19 protein-coding genes, 2 tRNA genes and 3 rRNA genes are annotated in these 25,454 nt (G+C 47.7%); 8 read left to right on the plus strand and 16 right to left on the minus strand.

Annotated features, from left to right (window positions below; all coding sequences use genetic code 11):
* Positions 1 to 8: 8 nt before the first annotated feature.
* The 3 genes from ON05_RS03395 to ON05_RS03405 form a co-directional block, all read right to left on the minus strand.
* Positions 9 to 338, minus strand: a complete 330-nt coding sequence (locus ON05_RS03395; RefSeq protein WP_010470655.1) for a DUF3181 family protein — start codon at positions 336 to 338, stop codon at positions 9 to 11.
* Positions 339 to 527: 189 nt separating this feature from the next.
* Positions 528 to 1,079: a Uma2 family endonuclease gene (locus ON05_RS03400; RefSeq protein ID WP_010470653.1), complete on the minus strand. Its 552-nt coding sequence runs from the start codon at positions 1,077 to 1,079 to the stop codon at positions 528 to 530.
* A 55-nt stretch (positions 1,080 to 1,134) separates the two neighbouring features.
* Positions 1,135 to 2,259: a trypsin-like peptidase domain-containing protein gene (locus ON05_RS03405; RefSeq protein WP_010470651.1), complete on the minus strand. Its 1,125-nt coding sequence runs from the start codon at positions 2,257 to 2,259 to the stop codon at positions 1,135 to 1,137.
* A 460-nt stretch (positions 2,260 to 2,719) separates the two neighbouring features.
* On the opposite strand from ON05_RS03405, the gene ON05_RS03410 reads away from it, so the two are divergent.
* Positions 2,720 to 2,965 carry a toxin HicA gene (locus tag ON05_RS03410; protein ID WP_010470648.1) on the plus strand — a complete coding sequence of 82 codons (246 nt, stop codon included), beginning with the start codon at positions 2,720 to 2,722 and terminating at the stop codon, positions 2,963 to 2,965.
* Complete coding sequence (locus ON05_RS03415) at positions 2,965 to 3,294, plus strand: type II toxin-antitoxin system HicB family antitoxin (protein WP_010470645.1); 330 nt, start codon at positions 2,965 to 2,967, stop codon at positions 3,292 to 3,294. Before ON05_RS03410 ends, ON05_RS03415 begins: the two co-directional genes overlap by 1 nt.
* A 15-nt stretch (positions 3,295 to 3,309) precedes the next feature.
* On the opposite strand, the gene ON05_RS03420 is transcribed toward ON05_RS03415, so the two are convergent.
* On the minus strand, positions 3,310 to 3,627 hold the full coding sequence (locus tag ON05_RS03420) for a hypothetical protein (protein ID WP_010470644.1): 318 nt from the start codon (positions 3,625 to 3,627) through the stop codon (positions 3,310 to 3,312).
* 82 nt (positions 3,628 to 3,709) lie between these two features.
* Complete coding sequence (gene recQ / locus ON05_RS03425; protein ID WP_010470643.1) at positions 3,710 to 5,929, minus strand: DNA helicase RecQ; 2,220 nt, start codon at positions 5,927 to 5,929, stop codon at positions 3,710 to 3,712.
* 192 nt (positions 5,930 to 6,121) lie between these two features.
* Between recQ and ON05_RS03430 the strand changes: the two genes are divergently transcribed.
* From ON05_RS03430 to ON05_RS03445, 4 genes are all read left to right on the plus strand, one after another.
* A complete protein-coding gene (locus ON05_RS03430; protein ID WP_010470642.1) occupies positions 6,122 to 6,583 on the plus strand; it encodes a dual specificity protein phosphatase family protein in 462 nt (153 codons plus the stop codon).
* Between the two features lie 63 nt (positions 6,584 to 6,646).
* Positions 6,647 to 8,332, plus strand: a complete 1,686-nt coding sequence (locus tag ON05_RS03435; RefSeq protein WP_010470641.1) for a hypothetical protein — start codon at positions 6,647 to 6,649, stop codon at positions 8,330 to 8,332.
* Between the two features lie 52 nt (positions 8,333 to 8,384).
* Positions 8,385 to 9,581, plus strand: coding sequence for a glycosyltransferase (locus tag ON05_RS03440; RefSeq protein ID WP_010470640.1), 1,197 nt, complete (start codon positions 8,385 to 8,387; stop codon positions 9,579 to 9,581).
* A gap of 914 nt (positions 9,582 to 10,495) precedes the next feature.
* The gene (locus tag ON05_RS03445; RefSeq protein ID WP_236618871.1) at positions 10,496 to 11,413 is read left to right on the plus strand and encodes a tetratricopeptide repeat protein; all 918 of its coding nucleotides are present in this window, start codon (positions 10,496 to 10,498) and stop codon (positions 11,411 to 11,413) included.
* Positions 11,414 to 11,495: 82 nt separating this feature from the next.
* Here ON05_RS03445 and ON05_RS03450 read toward each other — a convergent pair whose 3' ends face one another.
* The 7 genes from ON05_RS03450 to ON05_RS03480 form a co-directional block, all read right to left on the minus strand.
* A complete protein-coding gene (locus ON05_RS03450) occupies positions 11,496 to 13,100 on the minus strand; it encodes a permease (protein ID WP_010470636.1) in 1,605 nt (534 codons plus the stop codon).
* Positions 13,101 to 14,021 (minus strand): SWIM zinc finger domain-containing protein, encoded by a 921-nt coding sequence (locus ON05_RS03455; RefSeq protein WP_010470633.1) that lies wholly within the window; start codon positions 14,019 to 14,021, stop codon positions 13,101 to 13,103. It lies immediately after the preceding gene.
* Positions 14,022 to 14,156: 135 nt separating this feature from the next.
* Positions 14,157 to 14,273: ribosomal RNA gene (gene rrf / locus ON05_RS03460) — 5S ribosomal RNA — on the minus strand.
* Between the two features lie 65 nt (positions 14,274 to 14,338).
* A 23S ribosomal RNA gene (locus ON05_RS03465) occupies positions 14,339 to 17,212 on the minus strand.
* A 208-nt stretch (positions 17,213 to 17,420) separates the two neighbouring features.
* Positions 17,421 to 17,496 (minus strand) — tRNA-Ala (locus ON05_RS03470).
* Positions 17,497 to 17,510: 14 nt separating this feature from the next.
* Positions 17,511 to 17,584 (minus strand) — tRNA-Ile (locus ON05_RS03475).
* A 169-nt stretch (positions 17,585 to 17,753) separates the two neighbouring features.
* Positions 17,754 to 19,255 (minus strand): 16S ribosomal RNA (locus ON05_RS03480).
* Together the 16S, 23S and 5S rRNA genes with 2 tRNA genes alongside form the textbook arrangement of a ribosomal RNA operon.
* 484 nt (positions 19,256 to 19,739) lie before the next feature.
* On the opposite strand from ON05_RS03480, the gene ON05_RS03485 reads away from it, so the two are divergent.
* A complete protein-coding gene (locus tag ON05_RS03485) occupies positions 19,740 to 21,092 on the plus strand; it encodes a DUF3370 domain-containing protein (protein WP_010476886.1) in 1,353 nt (450 codons plus the stop codon).
* 4 nt (positions 21,093 to 21,096) lie between these two features.
* Here the strand turns inward: ON05_RS03485 and galE are convergent, their stop codons facing one another.
* From galE to hpnH, 4 genes are read right to left on the minus strand one after another with little or no spacing between them, the layout of a single operon-like run.
* Complete coding sequence (gene galE, locus ON05_RS03490) at positions 21,097 to 22,089, minus strand: UDP-glucose 4-epimerase GalE (RefSeq protein WP_010476885.1); 993 nt, start codon at positions 22,087 to 22,089, stop codon at positions 21,097 to 21,099.
* A gap of 9 nt (positions 22,090 to 22,098) precedes the next feature.
* A complete protein-coding gene (gshB, locus tag ON05_RS03495) occupies positions 22,099 to 23,076 on the minus strand; it encodes a glutathione synthase (protein WP_010476884.1) in 978 nt (325 codons plus the stop codon).
* A gap of 8 nt (positions 23,077 to 23,084) precedes the next feature.
* Positions 23,085 to 23,345 carry a glutaredoxin 3 gene (grxC, locus tag ON05_RS03500; protein WP_010476883.1) on the minus strand — a complete coding sequence of 87 codons (261 nt, stop codon included), beginning with the start codon at positions 23,343 to 23,345 and terminating at the stop codon, positions 23,085 to 23,087.
* A 12-nt stretch (positions 23,346 to 23,357) separates the two neighbouring features.
* On the minus strand, positions 23,358 to 24,371 hold the full coding sequence (hpnH, locus tag ON05_RS03505) for an adenosyl-hopene transferase HpnH (protein ID WP_010476882.1): 1,014 nt from the start codon (positions 24,369 to 24,371) through the stop codon (positions 23,358 to 23,360).
* 613 nt (positions 24,372 to 24,984) lie between these two features.
* On the opposite strand from hpnH, the gene ON05_RS03510 reads away from it, so the two are divergent.
* Positions 24,985 to 25,452 carry a YbjN domain-containing protein gene (locus tag ON05_RS03510; protein ID WP_029315439.1) on the plus strand — a complete coding sequence of 156 codons (468 nt, stop codon included), beginning with the start codon at positions 24,985 to 24,987 and terminating at the stop codon, positions 25,450 to 25,452.
* Positions 25,453 to 25,454: the final 2 nt, after the last annotated feature.

Below are 25,454 nucleotides of genomic sequence, written 5' to 3' on the forward strand. Positions count from 1 at the left end.
TTCAGACGCTAAAAACTATATCCAGACTCTTCAAGACGATGACGGAAGTTTGTCAGAATATCCATCAGATCTTGTTGACCGGCAGCAGGCACCAGATCAATTAATGGTAGTTTCCGTTTACCACCCCCCAGGGGCACAGAAATATCTGATAACACTTGCAGGATCTGAGGTTCCTCCAATAATCCGTTTTCCAAAAGGTTACAAAATTGCTCTGCCAACGACTGATGCAGATGGGCATCACTCAAAAAGAGGTGCCATTTGGCCACATCTATGTAGATTTTTTCACCAATATCTGCGGCGAGGGCTTCTACGTCTACAGTTGCAATTTGGTCTGCCATAGCTTAGGGTACCCCCAGTTTTAGGGGTGGATAGCGTGAACTTCAGAATTCACTTGGATTATCCTCTCTAGGATAGCCTTTGATTTTAAAGACCCTCGGTTTCTTTATGAATAGGACGCAACTTGCAAAAAATACCCGGCAGAACAGAGTAAAACTATTGCTTCCCTGACAATTTCCTGTTGCGGATGGCTATCCATTCACTAATCGTTCAATCTCAATTTGGATGTCGGCAAAAGCCAAAGGAGAAATCATACCGGCGGTTAGCACCCATTCAGTGGTGTAACCACCCTGAACCAAATCTCGGTACACGATGAGCTGGCTTTGTCTCAGGTTAACCACCCAATATTCGGGAATACCGGCTTCAGCATAGGCCATTTTTTTCTGGCCCAAGTCTTTGTCCAGGGTGGTTTGAGAGAATTCAATCAGCCAAAAAATATCTTCAGGATAGGGATGGTGGTCTAGATAAATTCGTCCTAATGATTTGACAATCGCAAGATCTGGAGCGGGTTCCGAGGCGTTCGGTAACGTGATCGGTTTAGCATCTCGAACTTTAACTCGGTTGCCTAGCAAATCCCGCAGATAATCCCCTACTTCAGTGTTGTAATAAGCATGGGACTCACCCTCGGGTGGCATAACAACAATATCCCCTTGCAATAACTCCACTGGCTGATCGTCTAAAATCCCAGCGTCAATCGCCTGGTGATAGCGTTCCACCGTCCATTTGTAGGTTGTTGCAGTCATAGCTGCCTCAAGTACCTTGCTACCAGTATGGCATAGGGAAATCTACAGCCAGCCACTAAGGCCGCTCAAAGGGTTTGAGTTTCTGGTCCAACAGTCGTTGAATCCGATCGGCTTTATTTTCTAGGGATTCGACCTGGTTATCTAAAAGCTGCTTTGATTTCAGTTGATCCTGCTTGGCTTGATTTTCGTTCCCGATGAGCTTGTGAGCAAGCCCTCGATTAAAATAGGCTTCGGCATAGTCCGGGTTAAGGGCGATGGCTTGGTCGTACTGGGCGATCGCATCTTGGTATTGCCGTAATTCGTAGTAAGCATTGCCACGACTGTTGTAGGCAAAGGCATTTTGAGGGTTGAGGTCGATGGATTGGTTGAGATCTGCGATCGCACCTTGGTAGTTCCCCCGCTGGAATTTATCGGTCCCCTGTACATACAGATCATCCGGGGTCAATTCAGCACCACCCGTTGCCACTTTTCCAGAAAATCCTAACCCAGGATTAACCGAACCCACAGAACTCAAAAAAGTGTTGATGGGAATACCCAAATTAAAACCGGTCTTCACGTACACGGTTTCCGTTCGTTTGACCTGCCGTTCCCCATCTGCCCGACCATGAATCCCAATCAGTTGGCCTTGGCGATCTAAAACAGATCCACCACTCATCCCCGGTAAGGTGTTATTGCTATAAACCAATCCATAGCCATCGGCCAAAGGGCGTTTGGCATTCGCCGTCACTTTCCCCTCAGAAAAATTCCAAATAGGCTCAGTGATCGCAGCCGTGGGCATTGGAAACCCCGAGACATAAATGGGTTCCCCCGCCCTTACATTCGACGAGTCGCCCAGTTTCGCCACCTGATAGGTCTTGGAACTGGTAAATTCAACCAACGCCAAATCAATACCAGGAAATTTTTTGACAGTACTGTAGGCCAATGGATATCGCACATCATCCCCAGTGACCACTTCATATTCATCCGCCGTAGCCACCACATGAGCCGCAGTCAGCACGGTGTAAACATCATCCTGACGCTTTATGATTACCCCCGATCCAGCGTTTTGACCATCGATGCGCACGGTGATGGCTTCTGCGATCGCACTCACTTCTGCTGAACTCAATGCCTGGGCACCCTGAAAGGGAGCAGCAATAATTGCAGTAACAACAATTGGAGCGAGTGAATGGATCAATTTCATGGCTGGCAATTCTGGAAAAACTAGAAACTTATCCTATTCCCTAGCACATTTGTATTGAAGATCACACTTTTAATTAAGTAAGAGTGGGGAAAAACGCGTAGTTTCAGATAAGAACGCATCGAAGGACTACACCTGATGAACCTAGAATCTATGTTGCATGAGCAATTAAGCAAGCTAAAGCTCTTTTCCCTTGAACCGCAACGGGTCATAGAGAATGTCAATGAATTTGTTGAAGTCTCAGGGTGACATTCTGAGAAATTTTTATGCCCCAAGCTGGAGGGGTTGAGATTGAATCGAGTTCCTTATCTGGTTTTGGTTGCGATAATGGCTATTTCCGCAACCATACACGTAAATTCGTGGATTTGACCAATTATTAGGACTCTAGCGAAACGCTAGAAAACAGTTGATATACTCTAGAAGAGTATTCTTTAATAGTATCAATATTGATACTATTAATCACATGGCCAGTATCGACAAAATTGTTGCCAAAATGGAGAATAACCCGGCTGGGATTAAGTTCTCTAATTTGTGCAAAGTCTGTGACTACTATTTCGGGGAAGCTCGCCAAACTTCTGGAAGCCATCGAGTCTACAAGACACCTTGGCAAGGTGATCCCTTCGTCAATATCCAACCCAAAAAGGGCATGGGCAAACCCTATCAAGTTAAACAACTGTTAGCCGCGATCCAAAAGCTGGAGTCAATGTGATGGATGCCAAATTTTATACCTACCGAGTCATCTGGTCTGAAGAAGATGAGGAGTTCGTAGGCTTATGTGCAGAATTCCCAAGTTTGAGCTGGCTAGATGAAGATCAACACTCTGCTTTTGCTGGCATTGTGGAATTAGTCAAAGATTGTATTGAAGATTTAGCAGCACAAGATGAGCCTATCCCCACTCCTCTATCAAAAAAGCAATACAGTGGGAAATTTATGGTGAGAATTCCCCCAGAACAACATCGACAATTGGTGATCCAAGCGGCAGAGCAGGGAATTAGCCTCAATCGGTTAGCGAGTAGCAAATTGGTATCAGGGGGATGACAGGAAGGAACACATTTACCCTTCAGAAGACTCACCGGATTCTTCAGCAAGCTTATCCTTATCTTTTTTGAAAATAGGTTTGGTATCGTCTGCATCGCTATAGTCCGCAATCGCTAACACATAGATAGCCTGCAAAACAATCACCCCTAACCAGCCAAGCGTTAAATTCTTGAGCCAGGGCCAATCTTGATACATCAGCAACTTAAAGAACCACAAAGACGAGGCGGCAGTGGCATAAATGGCAATATTAAACGCCAAATTAACGCGATCGCCAAAGCGTCGATAAGCGGTATCGTTTTTGCGATCGGGTTCTCGGGGCCAAAATGGCGGCATAGGAATGCTCTACTCTGGTTGCATCAATCCTGGGGTTGTCTTCAGATTCTATTACAGGGGCATATTCTGTCAACATCAATCCTCACTGTTGACGCTGCCACCAGGCTCTGACCAGCCTAATTTCCTCATAGGAATAGTTGTTTCCCAGGTTCTCTCGAATTTTTGTAAGGGAAATGGGGCCAATACGATCAATAACTTCGGTGATGCATTGTTTGCGATCGCACTCTACTAACATGCCAATCTCCTCTATTTGTCCCGCCTCTATCAACTCTTCCAAATGGATAGAGATTGTGCTGGCCTTCAGCTCCCGCTCTGCCACAATTTCTTCTAACGTTTTTCCTTGCTGATAGAGCTGAAAGGTTGCCAATATCGTATTGGACAACTTAAGGGTTGTTGGCCCCGAAGGCTCCTCCAGCTCAGCTGCATCAGCTTCACTCACCACAGGCAAGCCCTGCTCCTGCCGATGGGTCCGAATGCAAGCCGTAAATTGCTGACCATACTGCTCCAACTTGCGCTTACCCACCCCCGAAATCTTGGCAAACTCCACCATAGTCTGGGGCTGCTGCTGAGCCATCAGTTTCAAACTAGAATCCGCAAAGATCACATAAGGGGGAACGGATTGCTGATCTGCCAACTCCTTTCGCAACTCTCGTAACCGTTGAAACAGAGCTTCAGCCTCTTCCCGGCGAGCGTTACTGGGCCTGTCCTGAGTCGGGGCAACCGGCACGGGAACAAATACAGACCGCTGATGCCGCAACACTTCCCAGCTCAGGTCATTCAACTTCAGCACTGGATAACCATCGGTGGTTTCTGCCACCAAACCTTGATGTAGTAAAGTCCGTCCTAGCAACCGCCATTGATCCACCGTTTTGTCTTTGCCAATTCCGTAGGTAGAAAGCTGGTCATGCCGCCGCTGCAGAACCTTTTGATTTCGTGAACCTCGCAACACATCAATGACATAGCTCATCCCATATCGTTCCTGACAACGCGCCACACAGGACAACAGTTTTTGGGCCGGAATGGTCCAATCTTCCACGGGTTTAGGATGGCAGCAGTTATCACAGCCCCCACAATCTCCCCCAAAGGTTTCACCAAAATATCCCAGCTGCACCGTTCGCCGACAAACCGTACTTTCGGCATAGTCAATCACCTGGCGGAGCTGTTGGCGGGCAATCCGCTGCTCATTTTCTAAAGGGTTGCCCGTCTCTGGATCAACTTTCCGTTCAATCAGCCATTCCAGGGTGTGAATATCTTTTGTACTAAAGAACAGCAGACATTTAGACGGTTCACCATCCCGGCCTGCTCGCCCCGCCTCCTGGTAATACCCCTCAATATTGCGGGGCAAATTGTAGTGAATCACAAACCGCACATCCGGCTTATCAATCCCCATGCCAAAGGCCACGGTGGCCACCATCACCTGAACATCATCTCGAATAAACCGTTCCTGGTTGAGGGTACGGGCACTATCGCTCATGCCCGCATGGTAAGGCAAGGCACGAATGCCATCCCCCTGCAGACGGGCTGAAATTTCATTCACTTCCCGTCGACTCAGACAATAGACAATACCTGAATCCTGGCCGTGCTGACGAATCTCGCGATATAGATCGGCATAGGCCTGCCGGGACTTGGGGCGGACCTCGTAATAGAGATTGGGACGATTAAAGCTGGCAACGTGAACGAAGGGCTGTCGCAACTGCAATTGCTGAATAATATCTTGACGGACCCGCTCCGTTGCCGTCGCCGTTAAGGTATACACGGGGACTTGAGCATACCGTTGCCGTACCTCGGCCAAACGGCGATACTCAGGCCGAAAATCATGTCCCCACTCGGAAACACAATGGGCCTCATCCACCGCAAATGCGGCTAAACCCACTTGGGCCTGCACCTGATCCAATAAATTGAGGAAAGATTCATGCAGCAACCGTTCTGGCGCAACATACAGCAGCTTGATTTTTCCTGAGTAAATCTCCGAAATTCGTTGTCGTGCTGTAGCGGCATCAATACTGCTATTTAAAAAAGTTGCAGGAATATCATTGACCTGTAATGTCGTCACCTGGTCCTGCATCAGGGCAATTAAAGGGGATATCACCACCGTCAACCCAGGCAAGAGTAAACCTGGGAGCTGAAAGCAGAGGGATTTTCCACCCCCGGTCGGCATTACCACCATCAGATCTTGTTGCTGAAGGGCTGCTTCGATGACGGGGCGCTGCCCAACCCGGAACTGGTCATACCCAAAATAGTGTTTGAGGGCTTCTTCTAGGGACTTAAAGTCGGAACCAGGTGCAATAGAACTCAAGGTCATGGGCAGTATAGGGATGAAATGTGATCGAAATATTCCTCTTCACCCCAGCAATGGGTCACAATGGGGAGGGGTCCACCATCACGCTTAAGTGGGGGATATGGTTAATGCTAAGCCAAGACACCCCGATTTGAGCTAGCTTTAATCTTCACCTAAGTGGTCTTCTCTTTTTCGTCCTGGATATAACGATCTTCCATGCCCAAACGATTCTCCTGGATCATACCGAATCAACTCGCCGTGGGTTCCTTTCCCCACCAAACCACCTCTGCATCACAACTTCGACGTGAAGGGATTACTGCCGTTCTCTGCCTCAATGAAGAAGGTGAACAGCCCGTTCCCGATGATATTCAACATGGGTTTCTATGGCAGCGGGTCCCTATCCCCGATGGATTTACGGGAGGCGTTCCCTCGGAAGAGCAATTTGATAAAGCCCTCAATATCCTCAATCGTTGGCAACGCAAAGGCCATGTGGTGTATGTGCATTGCCTAGCAGGTGTAGGACGGTCTGCTTCTGTCTGTTGCCTTTACGTAGCCCAAAAGCAAGGGTTGGCCTTGGAAGATGCGATCTCATTTGTCAAAGAACAGCATCACTATGCATCCCCAGACAAAAATCAAGTCCAGGTCATGCAGTCCTATCTTGCTTCCACAGACGAGTAATGGCTTCTTTCGATCCACCATTAATCTAGATCGCCAGATTAGCCTGAAGTAAAGGGCACTTCCATGTCTATCCCCAAAGCTGATCCCCATCGGCAACGCCTGTTAGCAGAAGCTTTACAACTGGCTCGTCAAGAGGACACAAGTACTGTTTCCCAAAGATTGGCCGCCATTCAAACAGACTTACAACGCTTTACCCATCGGGTTCATCGGCAACCCATCCCCGCCCATGAAATCCCAGTCGCTGTCCGGGAAGCATTTGTAGAGGCAGCCATCAGACTCGTTCCCTACCAGGACATTGGCGGCAGCAATTGGCAAGGAACCCTCAACTCCCCCACCCTAGAGCATTATCGCCCTGATCCACTGCCAATAGTTTTGCAAGAACCCACCATAGGTTCTCAGCTATGCGAACTCTTTCAACTCTCTGATGACTTTGTGTCCCAGCTACAAGCCAGTCAGCAGCAGGTCACTGAGCGTCTAGCTCAGCAGAAACGGATCATGGCAGCAGCCATGACCTTTTTTCAGGATTCGAGCCAAGGAAGACTCAAGCTATTCCAGGCCCTATTTGGCCCCCTGGCAATCCCTGCAGAAATTATCGATTGTATCCACACTCCCCTCCAGTTCTACTTCTGTCTTCCCTATAAGGACGGCAAATTCTATAGTTCAAATCCTGATATTTCCCTTCCAGATCAACTTTCTGAGTCATTACAATCTTTCCTGCACCAACTGGATGAATTCCACTACCAGAAGTTTGATCGCTTCCCCACCTTTGGCCCTTGTCATCCTGCCCATATCGATCCTGATTGGTGCCAAGCCCTCGCCAAAGCAACCGGCGATTCCCCAACGTATATTGCCCGCGTCCTTAGTCGCGCCGTGGGCATCATCCCGACTCACAAAATGGAAGCCTTTTTAATCCATGATGTTTGGGGTCATCACTGGCAATATCTTTGCACCCAATTTGCCAGCGACTACGCCATTCTCAAGGACTGTGGTCAGCCCCTCCATGCCGGAGAAACCGCCTATACCTCTGATGGCCCTATCAATTGCCGCATGCTTTTTCAGGTCCAAGGGGATCAAGTTGAACTCGATCACCCCAAAGCCCATCTATTTTTCCATGGAGAAGTCCAGCAACGATTAGGACTTCTCTTTACCCATCTGATCGCAGAAATGATTGCAGATGCAGCTGAGTTTAAGTTCGTTTGGGATAATCCTCACCAGGCCGATCAGCTCCTCAGCAGCTCTGTTTTTAAGGACCTCCCCACCAAGTTAGATCTCACCCTAGCGGATATTGATTTCCTATTCCTACAGGTACTTCGTCCTCTTGTAGAGATTCATCTATCTGCCCTTGAAGAAACCCCTCTGGAAACCGATCTCCTCCGCGAATGGGGCCAGGTAGGTATTGATGTAAGTTCCTTAGGACTAAAAACGAGTTTGAAAGCTGCGATCGCAGCCCTCTACCAAATCTTCTTCCAGGAATACAACACCACTTACCTCCCCACATTGACGGGAGAATCTAGTCTATTCACCGATATCGTCAGCAATCTGCTCTATTTGCAGAATGTCCTCAACGAGCTCTATACCGAACCCATCAATAAAAACGCCGTTCCGTTCCAAGACTTATTATTACTATTTGTCGGCTGCTATTGTTCCAGCGACAGTTATGCTGAATTCTGGAGTTTAGACGATGCCCTCGCTGCTTACTACTGGCCCTGCTGGCACCTTCTCAACACCCTCCTGAATATCCAGTACTAACTTCAGCCTGAATTTTTAGGTGTAAAGTGAATTTTTAGGTATGAAATAAGGCATGAACTTCACCACCATTTGGCTGAGCATCAGTTTGCTCTCAGCTCTAGTTTGGGTCGGCCTCCTCCTTTTCCGAGGCCAGTTCTGGCGGGCCAATCAAGTGCTAGACCCCACACCGCCGACCTTAGACCTGCAAGAATGGCCGAGCGTTTGTGCCATCGTCCCCGCCCGGAACGAAGCCAAAGTACTACCCGTGAGTTTGCGATCGCTCCTCCAACAAACCTATCCTGGCCCCTTCAAAATTCTACTCATAGACGATCAAAGTACCGATCAAACTGGGGAGATCGCCCAGGAAATCGCCACTGACCTAGATAAGAACCACCAGCTACAGGTCATCCAAACCTCCCCACTCCCCCCAGGATGGTCCGGCAAATTATGGGCCATGCATCAAGGGATAGAAACGATTCTAGCCGAGTCAGCTCCACCCACCTACTTCTTACTAACAGATGCTGACATCCAGCATGAGGCTAATTCTCTCCTCAGCTTAGTCACCAAAGCCGAACAAGAAGACCAAGACATGGTCTCCTTAATGGTTCGACTCCGGTGCCAAAGTATTTGGGAACAGCTACTAATTCCCGCCTTCGTCTTTTTCTTTCAAAAACTATATCCCTTCCTTTGGGTCAATCAGCCCCAGAAGCAAATGGCAGCAGCAGCAGGAGGTTGTATTTTAGTTCGTCGTCAAACCCTTAGCGCCATAGGAGGAATCCAAGTCATTCGAGACGCTTTGATTGATGATTGCGCCCTTGCCGCTGCCATCAAACAAACGCCCAACGCTCAACCCAACCGCAATATCTGGCTCGGATTAACTTCCGCAACCCAGAGCTTGCGGTCTTACGACACCCTCGATAGCATCTGGTCAATGGTCGCCCGCACAGCCTTCACACAGCTAAATTACTCTACATTGCTGCTTATAGGAACTGTAGTAGGGATGTTCTTAATTTATATGGTCCCCCCCATCAGTATTATGCTGGGTCTCTATCTTGAAAGTATCAGCATTACCGTTACAGGATTCATCACTTGGGTCCTAATGACCCTAGCCTATCTACCCACTATTCGGCTTTATCAACTCTCCCCAATCTGGGCCGTTTCACTCCCTTTAATTGCACTACTCTACAACCTAATGACCCTTGATTCTGCCCGTCAGCATTGGCAAGGCAAAGGGGGCGCTTGGAAAGGTCGTGTTTATCCCGCACGTTAGCTTTATTTGTCTAAATAACCGTTTTAAAAACTAGTGAGCAGCTCAACAATCTATCAGTAATTTTCTTGTCCCTATCACCCGCCATCATCTTTAACTCAATCCCAAATTCACCATAGCCAGGTATTCATAAAGACCTATGCCTTACCCACAAGTGGATTAAACGCATATGCAGAAGCATTTTTGGTGCTAAGACAAATGTTTCAATATCCCGTAGATTGGCCTTTTCCACAGCATCGTCAACGACAGAATAGGGGTTCAACCTCCTCGCCGTGCCCACTAGGCATTCTCTGGGGCAAAGAATAAGGGGGGTTAGCTCACCTCAAGTCTTTTGCTGGTAAGTACTTCAGGACTTGTGGGTAAGGCATAGTCATAAAGACCAACCCCCCCAAGGTTAAGTGTAAGGGTTCAATAATCGCTATCCGCAACACATATTCCCTGACATTTAATTCCATTCGTTGCCGTACGTCGACAATGGGGACAGAGGATTTTTTCTATTTCTGGTTGGTGTCTATCCTTTAGGCTATCTTCCTGCTTACTGACATCAGGATTGGAATTTAGGGACATCAGAATGCAAACTTTTGAAAACAGATTATCCCTCACATTGTACAAACTTTAAGAGAATAACGAATGCTAGTCAGCCTGAAAGGTTTTATAGGAGTAAATTCAAGGTTCTTAGCAGCCTGCCTTCATCCTTCTTGAGAAATCCCCATGCAAAGAGTCATGTAATGAAACGCATATATTTAATTCATCGCAAACGTGCATAAACACATTCTTTATAAGAAAGTAGGAATATAACTTGATATCAGAAATAGCTTATGTCAGCTTTTCAGCCTACAAATCCAAGTTCCTCCACCTCCCAAGATTCTTTATTTGTTGAATGTGTTGAAAAACTAATCCCTCTCGCAGGGCAGAGAATGCAAGCTATTGACCTAAATTGGTGGGATGTTGATCGATTTCTAGGCTTAGCCTTTCATATCCTTCTCACAGAAGAGGATCTAACCGCCCGTCAACAAGTTGCCCAACTACTACCCAAATTTGGTGCAAAAGCGGTACCCACTCTATTCGTCATCTTCCAGCATCAGAATAGTGATTCGACCTTGCGACACCTATCAGGTCAAGCACTCACCTCACTCGATCCATCGATTCTAGTAACTGGCTTAATTGATACCCTAAAAGCCTCAGAAGACGATCGGTTTGATCATCAAATCAGCCAAATGTTAACTACCGTTGCCCCTGAAGCCATTGCAGCCCTGACAAACCTTATTGAGATTGAGACAGAGGAATGGCGTAACCTTGCTCTGCGAACCCTCCACCTAATGCAGTTACCTCAAACCTACCTCTTATTAGATCAACTCATCTGCCATCCCAATCCAGATATCCGTCATGCAACCATCGACGTCCTTAGTGAATTAAAAGACTACCAGCTCTTATGCCGCCTCGAAAATGCATATAGAGCAGGCTCTACCTATCACGTTCACCACCTCTCCAAGCAAAAACCATTCTCACCCAGCTCTCAACGCTCGAAACAGCAGGATGGCAAAGACTTTAAACTCTTGATGAAGCAAGCTGCAGCTCAAACCGAAAAACAGGACTATTGGGGCGCTATTCATTCCTATTCCCAAGTTATTTCCCTCAACCCTGAGAATGCCAATGCATATGGTAATCGCGGTCTACTCAAACTTAACGTAGGAGATCAAGAAGGTGCTATTACTGACTTCCAGTATGCTGCTCAGCTTTTCTGGCATACCGGTAAAACTGCTAATTTTGAGATGACACTCAACTATCTTCGTAAACTAACTCCAGACTTAGAGTGTATTTTTCCCTCTAAATAACCCATTAGTGAACATCTGCCTTGCTCCCTCCCGAACAGAGTTCATCTTTCGAATTTAGGAAAATTTCATTCATTTTAATCGTCTAAGTTGTTTTATTCTGCTTGTTTCGCTTATTGAGCCAAGCTGCAAAAACAAAAAGAACTGCCAACATTAGGTAACTAATCGCCCAATCCCTTCCAGTTCCCCACCCCAAATCCACCACTGTATCCGTCGGGGTCCAAGCAAAACTATGAATTAACCCAAACCAAGCTAGAATGGCAGCTGCAATGGCCCAAAGAGCCGCTAGTCCAAATTTTTGTTCAATAATATAGACCGTAATAGCAGCTAAAATCATTGCCAATAATATGACCCCTTGTTCCAGAGCAAACGCCCCCTCAATGAAGGTATCGCTCATCTTAAAATTTTCTACTAAGACTTCTGATTGAAAGGGTGTTTCAGGTGTGCCGACTCCTGCAACACGCATACTATTTTTAGCAATCAAAGCGCCCCATGCAGCAATTCCTGGCATCAATCCAACTACCACAGCTGGTGCATGAGCTTTTGGCGCTGCGGTAAAGCCTTGAGCCACAATCACAATGCCAATCCAAAGCACAATAGCCATACCCGCATCAATGGGCACCAAATAAGTGATCACCCCCAAAGTGCCACTCAAACACAAAATCCCCATGACCAAACCATTCAGCCATGAATACCCAACTCGGGCTCCCATATCTTTCCAACCCGGATGACCAATATAAATCGTTGTGGGAAAACAAGAACCACATACCGCTGCCACTAACGTTCCAATACCATTAGCAGCCAAGCAAGGAGCCGTTGGATATCGATCTCCCGCAGCCTCAGCACTCTCCAGATTTTGTAAGCTTCCCACCAAATTAAATAATCCCATTGGCAAAATGATACTGAAATATTTACTCAGCACCCCACTTTGCTCCCAAATTGCACCTATCCAAAACTTAGGAAGATAAAAACCTAGAGGTTGCAATGCCTGTTCAAATACAGCTGGATCCCATTGAACCAATCCAGTGGCCCAAGCAAGCAACATCCCCACTAAAACTGACAACAACCCGCCTGGAAGACCAAAATCAACCTGACCAAAGTACGTCAGTAAGATCACCCCCAACGGCAACAAACCAACAATAGGATTTGCAAATGTGCGCAGCAAAAACCCAATCGCAATAAACGTTAACGCAATCCCTCCCAAGGTTGAAAGCATTGCGGCTCGAGGCGCTATTTGTCTCAACCGGTTACCGATCCATGCACCTGCTAATTCAATCAATCCAGATCCTAAACAAGCTACTAATCCCGCTCGCCAAGCAATTTCAGCTGCTTGCGGAGGTGCTATCCCCGAGGCCATAGCATCTAACTTAACGGGCAACATGACCAAAAATATATAGGCAAACAGACTGACTGTATTGATGCCATAGGGGAGTGCGGTTAAGTCATTTCGTCCCTCTCTAAGTCCTTGCCGATAGGCCAGCCAACTGTAGTAGACATTTCCTAAAATCAAACTCAAGGCAACGCCTGGTAGGATTCGGCCATAGACTAAATCCGTATTGAACCCCAGCACGCCTTGGCATAACCCCACAATCAACAGGATTTGAACAATATTATCAATCGCTAAACCAAAAAAGCCATCAATATCTTTACGGACAAACCAACTCGGTCTTGCATTGGCTGGCTCCGCCATTTACCCACTCTCCCGACTCAACATTGCCTTCATCATGGCACTCTGACTGACTCTTTGATAAATCGTTCGCAAACAATCACTAACCAGAGGATCGCTACCCACCTTACCTTCAGTTGACAATGGTAAGGGACCTAACACATCCAAAACTGTTTCACTTGTAGGAGGTGGTGTAATTACAACCAAAGATGGATCCAGCTGCTGTTCATATCGCCAAAAATCGGCCTTAACCTTAATGGCTGAGGATTGAGGAACATCTAAGCCTTTTGATTCACCTCCTTCAAGGTCTGATCCTGCACTCCGCATTTGTCTTAAGTCTTCTACGATGCTCTGCTTAGTCCGTCCTCGAAGCTGTAATAGAATAAAGGGATCTTGACTAAAATAATCTCCCAGTAAGTAGTACACAGCACCAATATGCTTGCAAGGGTTAACGGGATCAGGACAGGAACAACGGCTGTGGATATCAAACTTACTAAATGGGAATAAACTAAGACCACTCGCAGTAAAGGCTTCTTCAATATTTTGAGGCATCTCACCAGCCAAAAGTTTCGCCGCAAAGATAGCCCGCTGAGACATCTCCTCAATCACAAAGCCCCACTGTTCATCTGTAAATGAGTCAAGAGCCAAAGAGACTTTATAAGGATCTTCCGCAGTTCCTTGAACCCTTGCAATTACCTTAGGGCCATTGAACTCTAACTTTAGTACCCGTCCTTCACGAACATAGTTACGAGCTCGTTCTAGTCTGCGACGCCAACCAAAAGATTCCAACACATCAACCCAACGTTGTGCCCACCATTCTCTTTTTCCAGGAGCATCACCCGACTGACTATCAGTAGATTTTGCCTTTAAAGAAACCAACTGAGGTTTGGCAGAAGACTCTCTTTTGGTTCCATTAGAATTATTTTGAGAGAACTGTTCAGGCATGGAGTATATCTCCTTTAAAGTCATGCATCCTCAGGGTTCTGTTTAATATCAATAGAAACTAGGTGAAGTAAGTATCAGATAATATCAAACAAAAAAGAAGACCCTCTCATTGGAGAAGGTCTGCTTGAAATATTAACCTGGCACCGAGCTATTTTTCCAGGGAGCTACCCCCCAAGTATCTTCGCCGCTACAGCGTTTCACAACCGAGTTCGGGATGGGTCGGAGTGGGTCCACCGTGCAATAAGCACCAGGAAGACTGTTAGGGTCAAAACCCTCAAGACTGCATAGCTAAATTCTGTCATCAACACCAGTTAAATGAGGTCAAGCCCTCGGTCTATTAGTACGGCTCGACTGCACATGTTACCACGCTTCCATCTACCGCCTATTAACGGGTCGTCTTCCCGTGACCTTACTGGCTTACACCATGAGAGCACTCATCTTGAGGTGGGCTTCCCACTTAGATGCTTTCAGCGGTTATCCACTCCGCACTTGGCTACCCTGCGTTTACCGTTGGCACGATAACAGGTACACCAGCGGTGCGTTCCTCCCGGTCCTCTCGTACTAAGGAGGAATCCTCTCAATGCTCTTGCGCCTACACCGGATATGGACCGAACTGTCTCACGACGTTCTGAACCCAGCTCACGTACCGCTTTAATGGGCGAACAGCCCAACCCTTGGGACGTACTACCGCCCCAGGTTGCGATGAGCCGACATCGAGGTGCCAAACCTCCCCGTCGATGTGAACTCTTGGGGGAGATCAGCCTGTTATCCCTAGAGTAACTTTTATCCGTTGAGCGACGGCCATTCCACGCTGTGCCGTCGGATCACTAAGGCCGACTTTCGTCCCTGCTCGACTTGTAGGTCTTGCAGTCAAGCTCCCTTATACCTTTACACTCTGCGGCTGATTTCCGTCCAGCCTGAGGGAACCTTTGCGCGCCTCCGTTACCGTTTAGGAGGCGACCGCCCCAGTCAAACTACCCACCTGAAACTGTTCCTCTCCCGGATAACGGGTAAAGGTTAGAATTCTAGCCTTGATAGAGTGGTATCTCACCAGTGACTCCACAATGCCCACAAGCACTGTCTCAACATCTCCCACCTATCCTGCGCAATCAAAGCCCGAACCCAATTCCAAGCTATAGTAAAGCTTCATAGGGTCTTTCTGTCCGGGTGCAGGTAGTCCGTATCTTCACAGACAATCCTATTTCGCCGAGCCTCTCTCCGAGACAGTATCCAGATCGTTACGCCTTTCGTGCGGGTCGGAACTTACCCGACAAGGAATTTCGCTACCTTAGGACCGTTATAGTTACGGCCGCCGTTCACCGGGGCTTCGGTCGCTAGCTTCGCCGAAGCTAACCAACTTCCTTAACCTTCCGGCACTGGGCAGGCGTCAGCCCCCATACATCGTCTTGCGACTTAGCGGAGACCTGTGTTTTGGTAAACAGTCGCCTGGATCTATTCACTGCGACCACCTCGCGGTGGCACCCCTTCTCCCGAAGTTACGGGGCAATTTTGCCGAGTTCCTTAGAGAGAGTTACCTCGCGCCCCTTGGTATTCTCTACCTCCCTACCTGTGTCGGTTTCGGGTACAGGTAATCTTGGATTAACGTGTTTAGAGCTTTTCTTGGAAGCTTGACATCAGCCACTTCGGAGACGTATCTCCTCGTACTCGCGCCTCAGCTCAGGACGTTTTCGCCGTCCCTCAACACCTTGAACGCTTCAACCGGTAACCAACTTCCGGCTGGCTTAGCCTACTCCGTCCCTCTGCACAATCCAAAATCAGTACGGGAATATTAACCCGTTGTCCATCGACTACGCTTTCAGCCTCGCCTTAGGTCCTGACTAACCCTCCGCGGACGAGCCTTCCGGAGGAACCCTTAGGGTTTCGGGGCATTGGATTCTCACCAATGTTTTCGCTACTCAAGCCGACATTCTCACTTCTACTTCGTCCACACCTGCTCACGCTAATGCTTCAACCTAACGTAGAACGCTCCCCTACCACTTGATAAATCAAGTTCACAGCTTCGGCATGTTACTTAGTCCCGTTCATTTTCGGCGCAGGAGCGCTTGACCAGTGAGCTATTACGCACTCTTTCAAGGATGGCTGCTTCTAGGCAAACCTCCTGGTTGTCTCTGCACTCCCACCTCCTTTGCCACTTAGTAACAATTTAGGGGCCTTAGCTGGTGATCTGGGCTGTTTCCCTTTCGACGATGAAGCTTATCCCCCACCGTCTTACTAGTTGAGTGTACACGGGGTATTCGGAGTTTGATTCGATTTGGTACCGCTCTCGCAGCCCGCACCGATTCAGTGCTCTACCCCCCCGCTATAATCTCAACCGCTGCGCCTAAACACATTTCGGGGAGAACCAGCTAGCTCTGGGTTCGATTGGCATTTCACCCCTAACCACAGCTCATCCGCTCCTTTTTCAACAGAAGTCGGTTCGGACCTCCACTTGGTGTTACCCAAGCTTCATCCTGGCCATGGTTAGATCACCCAGGTTCGGGTCTATAAATACTGACTAACGCCCTTATCAGACTCGGTTTCCCTTTGGCTTCGACATTTCCGTCTTAACCTGCCAGTACTTATAAGTCGCCGGCTCATTCTTCAACAGGCACACGGTCAGCCGTTAAATCGGCCTCCCATTGCTTGTAAGCTAACGGTTTCATATTCTATTTCACTCCCCTCCCGGGGTTCTTTTCACCTTTCCCTCGCGGTACTGGTTCACTATCGGTCACACAGGAGTATTTAGCCTTACGAAGTGGTCTTCGCAGATTCACACGGGATTTCACGTGCCCCATGCTACTCGGGATACAGCTAGTATCTTTAAGTTTTTGACTACAGGACTTTCACCTTCTCTGGTGCAGTATTCAGCTGCTTCGTCTAACCGCTAGAGTCCATGTCGCTGTCCCACAACCCCAAGAGTAAAAACCCTTGGTTTAGGCTGTTCCCGCTTCGCTCGCCGCTACTAAGGGAATCGCGTTTGCTTTCTCTTCCTCCAGTTACTAAGATGTTTCAGTTCACTGGGTTCGCTCGTGCTGACCTATGGATTCAGTCAGCCGTTTTAAGGGTTGCCCCATTCGGAAACCTCCGGATCAATGCTTGTTTCCAGCTCCCCGAAGCGTATCGTCGGTAACCACGTCCTTCATCGCCTCTGTGTGCCTAGGTATCCACCGTTAGCCCTTTGTAGCTTGACCACAAAAAGTTTTCATTGGTGTCTGTAAATGTCAGTCCATTGCACAAGGCAATCAACTGACCTACCTGACAGAATTTATAATGCTATGCAGTTTTCAAGGTTCTGGCTGGACTTGCATCCAGCAGGATGTCATGTCAATAAAAAATTAGACAAAACAGCTTGCAAGAGGCAATGATCCGTATCGAGTTAGAAAAATTAGAAAATTTATTTGGTGGAGGTAAGCGGACTCGAACCGCTGACATCCTGCTTGCAAAGCAGGCGCTCTACCAACTGAGCTATACCCCCAAATAAATAATGAGTGGGCCATCCTGGACTCGAACCAGGGACCTCACCCTTATCAGGGGTGCGCTCTAACCACCTGAGCTAATAGCCCGTGGTGTTTAACTCTAAAACAGATTCAAAAGTGCAAGACTCCTGAATCTGATCCTAGAGTTTTCACCAACCTAGAATAGTTTGAAAGCTAAGACTCCTCGACCGACCTTGGGATGACTTGTCTAACGCCTATATACGTGAGTTCGGCTGTTACCAAGTAGGTCTCCCTAAAAGGAGGTGATCCAGCCACACCTTCCGGTACGGCTACCTTGTTACGACTTCACCCCAGTCACCAGCCCTACCTTCGGCGTCCCCTCCACAAGGGTTGGGGTAACGACTTCGGGCGTGGCCAGCTTCCATGGTGTGACGGGCGGTGTGTACAAGGCCCGGGAACGTATTCACCGCAGTATGCTGACCTGCGATTACTAGCGATTCCTCCTTCATGCAGGCGAGTTGCAGCCTGCAATCTGAACTGAGGCTAGGTTTATGAGATTAGCGCACTCTCGCGAGTTGGCAGCTCTTTGTCCTAACCATTGTAGTACGTGTGTAGCCCAGAGCGTAAGGGGCATGCTGACTTGACGTCATCCACACCTTCCTCCGGTTTGTCACCGGCAGTCTCTCTAGAGTGCCCAACTAAATGATGGCAACTAAAGACGTGGGTTGCGCTCGTTGCGGGACTTAACCCAACATCTCACGACACGAGCTGACGACAGCCATGCACCACCTGTGTTCGCGTTCCCGAAGGCACTCCTTGGTTTCCCAAGGATTCGCGACATGTCAAGCCCTGGTAAGGTTCTTCGCGTTGCATCGAATTAAACCACATACTCCACCGCTTGTGCGGGCCCCCGTCAATTCCTTTGAGTTTCACACTTGCGTGCGTACTCCCCAGGCGGAACACTTAACGCGTTGGCTACGGCACTGACCGGGTCGATACGGCCAACACCTAGTGTTCATCGTTTACAGCTAGGACTACAGGGGTATCTAATCCCTTTCGCTCCCCTAGCTTTCGTCCATGAGTGTCAGTTACGGCCCAGCAGAGCGCCTTCGCCACTGGTGTTCTTCCCAATATCTACGCATTTCACCGCTACACTGGGAATTCCCTCTACCCCTACCGTACTCTAGCCTTTCAGTTTCCATTGCTGATCCAGAGTTGAGCCCTGGGCTTTAACAACAGACTTGATAGGCCACCTGCGGACGCTTTACGCCCAATAATTCCGGATAACGCTTGCCTCCTCCGTCTTACCGCGGCTGCTGGCACGGAGTTAGCCGAGGCTTATTCAACAGGTACCGTCAGATCTTCTTCCCTGTTAAAAGCGGTTTACGACCCAAAGGCCTTCCTCCCGCACGCGGTATTGCTCCGTCAGGCTTTCGCCCATTGCGGAAAATTCCCCACTGCTGCCTCCCGTAGGAGTCTGGGCCGTGTCTCAGTCCCAGTGTGGCTGATCGTCCTCTCAGACCAGCTACTGATCGATGTCTTGGTAAGCCGTTACCCCACCAACTAACTAATCAGACGCGAGCTCATCTTCAGGCGAAAAAACTTTCACCCTAAGGCACATCCGGTATTAGCAGTCGTTTCCAACTGTTGTCCCAGACCTGAAGGTAGATTCTCACGCGTTACTCACCCGTCCGCCACTCGCCACCAAGGAGCAAGCTCCTCGTGCTGCCGTTCGACTTGCATGTGTTAAGCATACCGCCAGCGTTCATCCTGAGCCAGGATCAAACTCTCCATGTGAGAATTTGTTCTGTAATTATCTTAATGTTGAAGTTGATAGACTATTGGGAAGCAAGCTTCCCTTCGTCTAAAAACTCCGACGAGGATGATTGTCTTAAATCTTTCAAACTATTGATTTGTCTAGGTTCGGGGCGCCTTCGACAGGCAAGCCTGTTTTCGAGCGCTTGACCAATATAACAACCCTGTATTGACGTGTCAAGCATTTTTCAAAAAAAGGTTTTGGGTGCATGCATATCCAGTTGGATCAGTGATCTCTCCTGCTTGGCGAACCAACTATTAGGATTACAAAACTTTCAGAGCATGACCTACTCCTCGTCTGTAGACTTTCCCACTAAACAATTGGCTGGCAAATTTGACGATAACATCCTCGAACGAAAGCTTTAATTTATTAATAGATGATCAAAAGTGGACCTTAACCTGTGGGAGAAGCGTCATCTACCAGTAAGATTTTCTTGTTTGTGGTACCTCTATTTGGTTCTTGCCTATGTTGTCCCTGATTTCTGCTCTACTTGTTGCTCAATCTTCTGCACCTGCTTCACCTGAGATTGTTGTACAACCGCAGGAAGTTAGAGCGCTACCAGGCCAACTTGATTCTGTGATGGTATTTAACAGCAATAGTCCTGAAGTCGTCCAAACAGAAGGCATCTTGTTATCGACCTTCCCAGGGACAGATAAAGCAGTTCCAACCGCCCACCTTAACCAGCACTTACAAGGCCGGTTCGATGTATTTGCCCACCATATCGCAAAAGCCACGGCCCCCGATGACTTAAAGACCCTATACATGGGGGTGCTCTTACACAATCCAGGCAAAACTCCCGTCACAGTGAATATACTTCAAGCAGCGAGTTACTTAAGTCAGCCTGACGCTCCATTTATCCCTTTAGATAACTATTTACCTAATCCCAACGGAATGGTTTATGCGGGACCCGGGGGGCGAGCCACAGATGATGTCTTGAGGGGCAAGAGGCAAGACAACTGGCCTGCTCAAATCATCATTCCAGCAGGGGAAAGTCGAATGCTGTTAAATGTCCCTATCCCAGTTAAGGAATTAGCCCCACCCATCAATGGTCGATCTACCCTAGCGAGGTTACGAAGTACGGGGAAAGTCTATGCAGCCAGTCTAGCGATGTTTGCCCCAACCAATTCAGAAGGAGAGGAGCGTGAACCCACTCTGGCCGAATGGGAGAAGCTGCTTCAAGAAGGCAAGTTGTCTGGTCCTAGAGACAAAACTCCTACCCCTCCCGGACAACCTGGACAATTAATCTATAGCCGAGTTGCAGGAGTTGCAAAAGGTTCTAGCTGGAAGGCTCAAATCACTGATCCAGATTCTAAAGGTTATACCCTAAAGATTCCAGAAGTAGGCAAAGCTTTCTCTTATGTTTTGAGTAGTGTTGATCGAGGAACTTTTGGGACTAAACAGATCCAAAGTGCACCGATGATTGTTCGCTATCCAGATACGGCTTACGCTGCCCATGGCAATTATGGGATTCAATATAGTCTGAATCTACCGCTCCACAATTCCAGCGACGTAGCGAAGAAAGTTGCTATTACGTTTCAAACTCCAATCAAGAATGATCAAAGCGAGGGAAATCTTCAGTTTTTTGAGCCTCCTGCCAAACAGGTCTTCTTTCGGGGGACCGTTAGAGCCCGTTATCAGGATGACAAGGGGCGTCCCCAGACTCGCTATGTGCATTTTGTGCAGCATCGAGGGGAACCCGCCCAAGCCTTAGTGAATCTGGAAATTGCACCCCAGGATATTCGCCTGGTTCAGGTTGATTTTCTCTATCCACCGGATTCCACGCCCCCGCAGGTATTAACAGTACAGACCCAAGAATAGCTGTCTAAGCGTGCCGCTTTTGATGCCATTGCCAGGCATGGCTGATAATCTTTTCTAAATCAGCATATTGGGGTTGCCAGTTCAAAATTTTGCGGGCCTTGGCGGCACTGCCAATGAGTAGGGCAGGGTCGCCAGCTCGTCGATAGCCTTCTACCACGGGGATGGGCAGCCCGGTAACCTTTTTGGCCATATCTATGACTTCTCGCACGGAGAAACCATCACCATTCCCTAGGTTAAAGACGCTGGTTTCACCACCGGATAAGAGATATTCCAATCCCAATACATGGGCTTGGGCTAGATCGGTGACATGGATATAGTCTCGTACACAGGTTCCATCTGAAGTTTTGTAGTCGGTGCCAAAGATGGTGATGTTTTCCCGTTTTCCCAGAGCTGTCATTAGGACTAGGGGAATTAAATGGGTTTCTGGATTGTGATCTTCTCCTAGGCGACCGTCTGGATCGGCCCCTGCAGCGTTGAAATACCGGAACCGCACTGATCTCAGACCGTAGGCTTGATCAAAGTCCGTGAGGATCTTCTCCACCATAAACTTTGTCATCCCATAGGGATTAATGGGATCCTGGGGGTGTTCTTCGGGAATGGGAATTTGATTAGGATGGCCGTAGGAAGCACAGGTAGAAGAAAAGACAAAGTTAGTCACCTTAGCTGCATGCATCGATTCTAACAACGTCAAAGTTCCCACGACGTTATTGCGGTAATACTTGGCCGGATCTTCGACGGATTCTCCAACGTAGGCATAGGCGGCAAAATGAATGACTGCCGCAATGTCATGTTGGGAAAAGATCTGGTCTAGGAGGGTGCGATCGCAAATATCGCCACAAATAAACCCAACTTGCAAAACGGACTCAACAATATCGCGATGACCATAGACTAAATTATCTAACACGACTACAGAGTAGCCTGCTTGTTGCAGTGCCAGAACAGTGTGAGAACCGATGTAACCGGCGCCACCCGTTACCAATACAGTGGGTTTGTTCATTTATGCAGACTAATGTAAGAGACCTTGTTTAGCAGTAACCAACCAATGCATCACCTTTTCGCCTAGAGAGGTATTATCTAAGCGATCAATTTCCCGAATCCCCGTCGGACTCGTTACATTCACTTCTGTTAAGTAGCCACCAATAATATCAATCCCAACAAACATCAAACCGTCCCGTTTTAGAACCGGGCCGAGCTGGCTGCAAATCGATTTTTCCCGATCGGTGATTTGAGCTTGAACCACTCGTCCTCCGGTTGCCATATTGCCCCTAAACTCTTGTCCCCTGGGAACACGGTTAACCGCACCAATGGGTTCTCCATCCAGCAGAATAATCCGCTTATCTCCCTGTTGAGCTTCTGGTAAATAGACTTGAACCATGACTGGCTCCTGTCCTCGGCGCGTACTGATCTCAATCAGAGAATTGAGATTGCGATCTTCCGCTTGCAGCAATAGGATCCCTTCTCCAGCCTTACCTCCCAGCGGCTTCAGAACCGCCATGCCCTTATCCTGCACAAACTGCAGGATCACGCGCTTATCTTGGCTCACGATTGTTTCAGGAATCGCCCCCTGAAACTGTAGAGCATACATCTTTTCGTTGGCAGCCCTTAGCCCCCGTGGATGATTAATCAAGAGGGTTTGTTGAGGATCGACATAGTCTAGAAGATAGGTGGCATATAGATACGAGACAGTAACCGGGGGATCTTTTCGCATCCACACGGCATCCATATGGGTCAAGGGTTGAAACTGGGGATCTCCCAATACAAACCAATCTTTGACCGACACCCATACCCCATCGACCAGCTTTACAGGTTTTAAAGTCACAGGCGTTAGGGTTGCCCATGCCTGTCCCTCAAGTACACTGAGCTGGTCAAATTGAGTCATCCACACTTCATAGCCAGCGGCTTGTGCAGACTCCATCAAAGCAACACTGGTGTCGTGTCCTGGATCTAATGCAGAGATGGGATCAATGATAAATGCTAGCTTCACGCTGCACCTTAAGCTTGCAACAGCGAATCCAGTTTACCTTGTCCCTCTAGCTCATAAAGATCATCACACCCCCCAATATGCTCATCATTGATAAAGATTTGTGGTAGGGAGCGCCGTCCAAAGGCTCGTTCAGCCATTTCAGAGCGAGCCATTTCATCTCCATCAATGCCATATTCAGTAAAGTTGATGTTTTTGCTATCCAGTAGCTGCTTGGCTTGAATACAAAACGGGCAGGCGGCCCAAGTATAAATTTCTACTTTTGCAGTCATAGTTTCAGTAATTTATCCAAACAAACCCGCAACAGCTCGACCCATATTATTGGGTTGAAGCGCATCTACAGCAGCAGTGGGCTCAAACCCACAATGCACCATGCAATCTTGACATTTGGGATTACCGCTGGCTCGGCCATACTGATCCCAGTCCGTGTTGTCCAATAACTCTTGGAATGACTTGTAATGCCCTTCATTCAACAGATAACAGGGTTTTTGCCAACCGAGAACACTATAGCTGGGACTACCCCAAGGCGTGCATTCATAATCCTTTTCTCCCGTCAGAAAGTCTAGGAATAAGGGGTTGTGATTAAAGTTCCACTTTTTCTGGCCGGAGCGAAAGGGAGCCAGAACTTGACGAAATAATGCTCTAGTTTGCTCACGCTTTAAGAAGTGATCCTGATCTGGGGCCCATTCATAGCTGTAGCCCGGCGAAATCATCATCCCATCTACACCTAGGGAACTGACAAAATCAAAGAATTGATGCATGTCATTGGGATTTGCACCATCAAAAACAGTTGTATTAGTTGTAACCCGAAACCCTTTGGCCTTAGCTGCTTTGATCGCAGCGACCGCCACATCAAAGACTCCATCTCGATCCACACAGTGGTCATGTTGTTCCTTTAACCCATCCAAGTGAATGCTGAATGTCAAGTAGGGGGAGGGCTTGAACTTATGGAGATTTTTCTCCAGCAAAATGGCGTTGCTGCAAAGATACACAAATTTCCGGCGAGCAACTAATCCCGCCACAATTTCTTCAATTTGGGGGTGGAGTAGGGGTTCACCACCTGGGATTGAAACCACTGGAACACCACATTCTTCTACAGCGGCGAAACATTCCTCTGGGGAAAGGTGTTGGCGAAGAATCTCGGGTGGATGTTGAATTTTGCCACAACCCGAACAGGCTAGATTACAGCGAAATAAGGGCTCTAGCATTAGAACCAATGGGAACCGTTTCCGGCCTTTCATACGCTGGGTAACGATATAGGTTCCAACCTCAATGGCCTCTTTCAGACTAATCGACATAGATTCACTTCCTCAAAACCACATTCCTGCAAGAGATCCTTGGCAGAAACTATAACATTTCGTAAAGTCAACGGTATGACTTTGTTCTAGCAGATTTGACGCAAGAGGAGCAGCGAAGTTGCTGTGATTTCAGCATAATTCTCAGATTCCAAAGTCATCCATTGTTGTGTTCAAAGCTGTAAATGCAGAGTCTCAGACTGGTTGACCTATCTAGGGTAAGTCAGACTTTTCATCTCTATTCATCTATTAAATGCAAGGCATTACAAACTTTTATGGATTAGGATTCCGCTGCATTCTGCTCAGAATAACTTACAGCAGCTCTCAACTGAGGCAAAAAGTCTTATTTAATCCTTCAGATCGAAAGTCCAGGCCAGGTCGAGTAAATTAAAACTTTATCAATGAAATGTTTATTTCTACCAACCCCTAGGGCAAGATAGAGAGCGTTATGTGTTCCCACAATAGTTAAGAGTAAGCTTTTTATTGTAACTAGCCCGTTGGCTGGGAAAATTTCGTTCACAATTGCCCCTGGCTACTGCTCTCACATTGTTTTTTTATATCGGTTGAATTTACCTTCAACCAGTTCGCCCATCTGTAAACCTCACATAGTTTGTCTATGATGAGCTATAAACCTAAGACCAATCCTGATATGTCAAACGAAGTAGAAACCTTAAACTATACGGACATCATCGAAACGGTTATTTCTAGTCTGGATCAGCACAATAATGTTTTGGTGAATTCTTCTGAAGACGGACACATTTGGAAGTTCAAGTATGGATCAGTGGATGTATTTATCCAGTTAACAGGCAGTTCAGAAGATGACTCATTTACAGTTTGGTCTCCGGTATTGCAACTCCCCGTACAAAATGAGACTCACCTCATGCGGAAATTACTGGAACTGAACTGGTTAAGCACTTTTGAGGCCCACTTTAGTATGTTTAATCAACAGGTTGTTGCCGTTACCAGTCGCTCAGTGGCTGATTTGTCACCTGGGGAAATTTCTCATCTCATTACCTTGGTAGCCACCATTGCCGATGACCATGATGACGAATTGCAGGCCGAATTCCCCGCCGCTACTGTCTAATC

Origin of the sequence: Acaryochloris sp. CCMEE 5410 (assembly GCF_000238775.2) — a bacterium.
GTDB lineage: Bacteria > Cyanobacteriota > Cyanobacteriia > Thermosynechococcales > Thermosynechococcaceae > Acaryochloris.

Bases quoted from the DNA above. Each gene is read 5' to 3' on its own strand.
- ON05_RS03395 (WP_010470655.1), bottom strand. From the start codon at position 338: ATGGCAGACCAAATTGCAACTGTAGACGTAGAAGCCCTCGCCGCAGAT.
- ON05_RS03400 (WP_010470653.1), bottom strand. From the start codon at position 1,079: ATGACTGCAACAACCTACAAATGGACGGTGGAACGCTATCACCAGGCG.
- ON05_RS03405 (WP_010470651.1), bottom strand. From the start codon at position 2,259: ATGAAATTGATCCATTCACTCGCTCCAATTGTTGTTACTGCAATTATT.
- ON05_RS03410 (WP_010470648.1), top strand. From the start codon at position 2,720: ATGGCCAGTATCGACAAAATTGTTGCCAAAATGGAGAATAACCCGGCT.
- ON05_RS03415 (WP_010470645.1), top strand. From the start codon at position 2,965: ATGGATGCCAAATTTTATACCTACCGAGTCATCTGGTCTGAAGAAGAT.
- ON05_RS03420 (WP_010470644.1), bottom strand. From the start codon at position 3,627: ATGCCGCCATTTTGGCCCCGAGAACCCGATCGCAAAAACGATACCGCT.
- recQ (WP_010470643.1), bottom strand. From the start codon at position 5,929: ATGACCTTGAGTTCTATTGCACCTGGTTCCGACTTTAAGTCCCTAGAA.
- ON05_RS03430 (WP_010470642.1), top strand. From the start codon at position 6,122: ATGCCCAAACGATTCTCCTGGATCATACCGAATCAACTCGCCGTGGGT.
- ON05_RS03435 (WP_010470641.1), top strand. From the start codon at position 6,647: ATGTCTATCCCCAAAGCTGATCCCCATCGGCAACGCCTGTTAGCAGAA.
- ON05_RS03440 (WP_010470640.1), top strand. From the start codon at position 8,385: ATGAACTTCACCACCATTTGGCTGAGCATCAGTTTGCTCTCAGCTCTA.
- ON05_RS03445 (WP_236618871.1), top strand. From the start codon at position 10,496: ATGCAAGCTATTGACCTAAATTGGTGGGATGTTGATCGATTTCTAGGC.
- ON05_RS03450 (WP_010470636.1), bottom strand. From the start codon at position 13,100: ATGGCGGAGCCAGCCAATGCAAGACCGAGTTGGTTTGTCCGTAAAGAT.
- ON05_RS03455 (WP_010470633.1), bottom strand. From the start codon at position 14,021: ATGCCTGAACAGTTCTCTCAAAATAATTCTAATGGAACCAAAAGAGAG.
- ON05_RS03485 (WP_010476886.1), top strand. From the start codon at position 19,740: ATGTTGTCCCTGATTTCTGCTCTACTTGTTGCTCAATCTTCTGCACCT.
- galE (WP_010476885.1), bottom strand. From the start codon at position 22,089: ATGAACAAACCCACTGTATTGGTAACGGGTGGCGCCGGTTACATCGGT.
- grxC (WP_010476883.1), bottom strand. From the start codon at position 23,345: ATGACTGCAAAAGTAGAAATTTATACTTGGGCCGCCTGCCCGTTTTGT.
- hpnH (WP_010476882.1), bottom strand. From the start codon at position 24,371: ATGTCGATTAGTCTGAAAGAGGCCATTGAGGTTGGAACCTATATCGTT.
- ON05_RS03510 (WP_029315439.1), top strand. From the start codon at position 24,985: ATGATGAGCTATAAACCTAAGACCAATCCTGATATGTCAAACGAAGTA.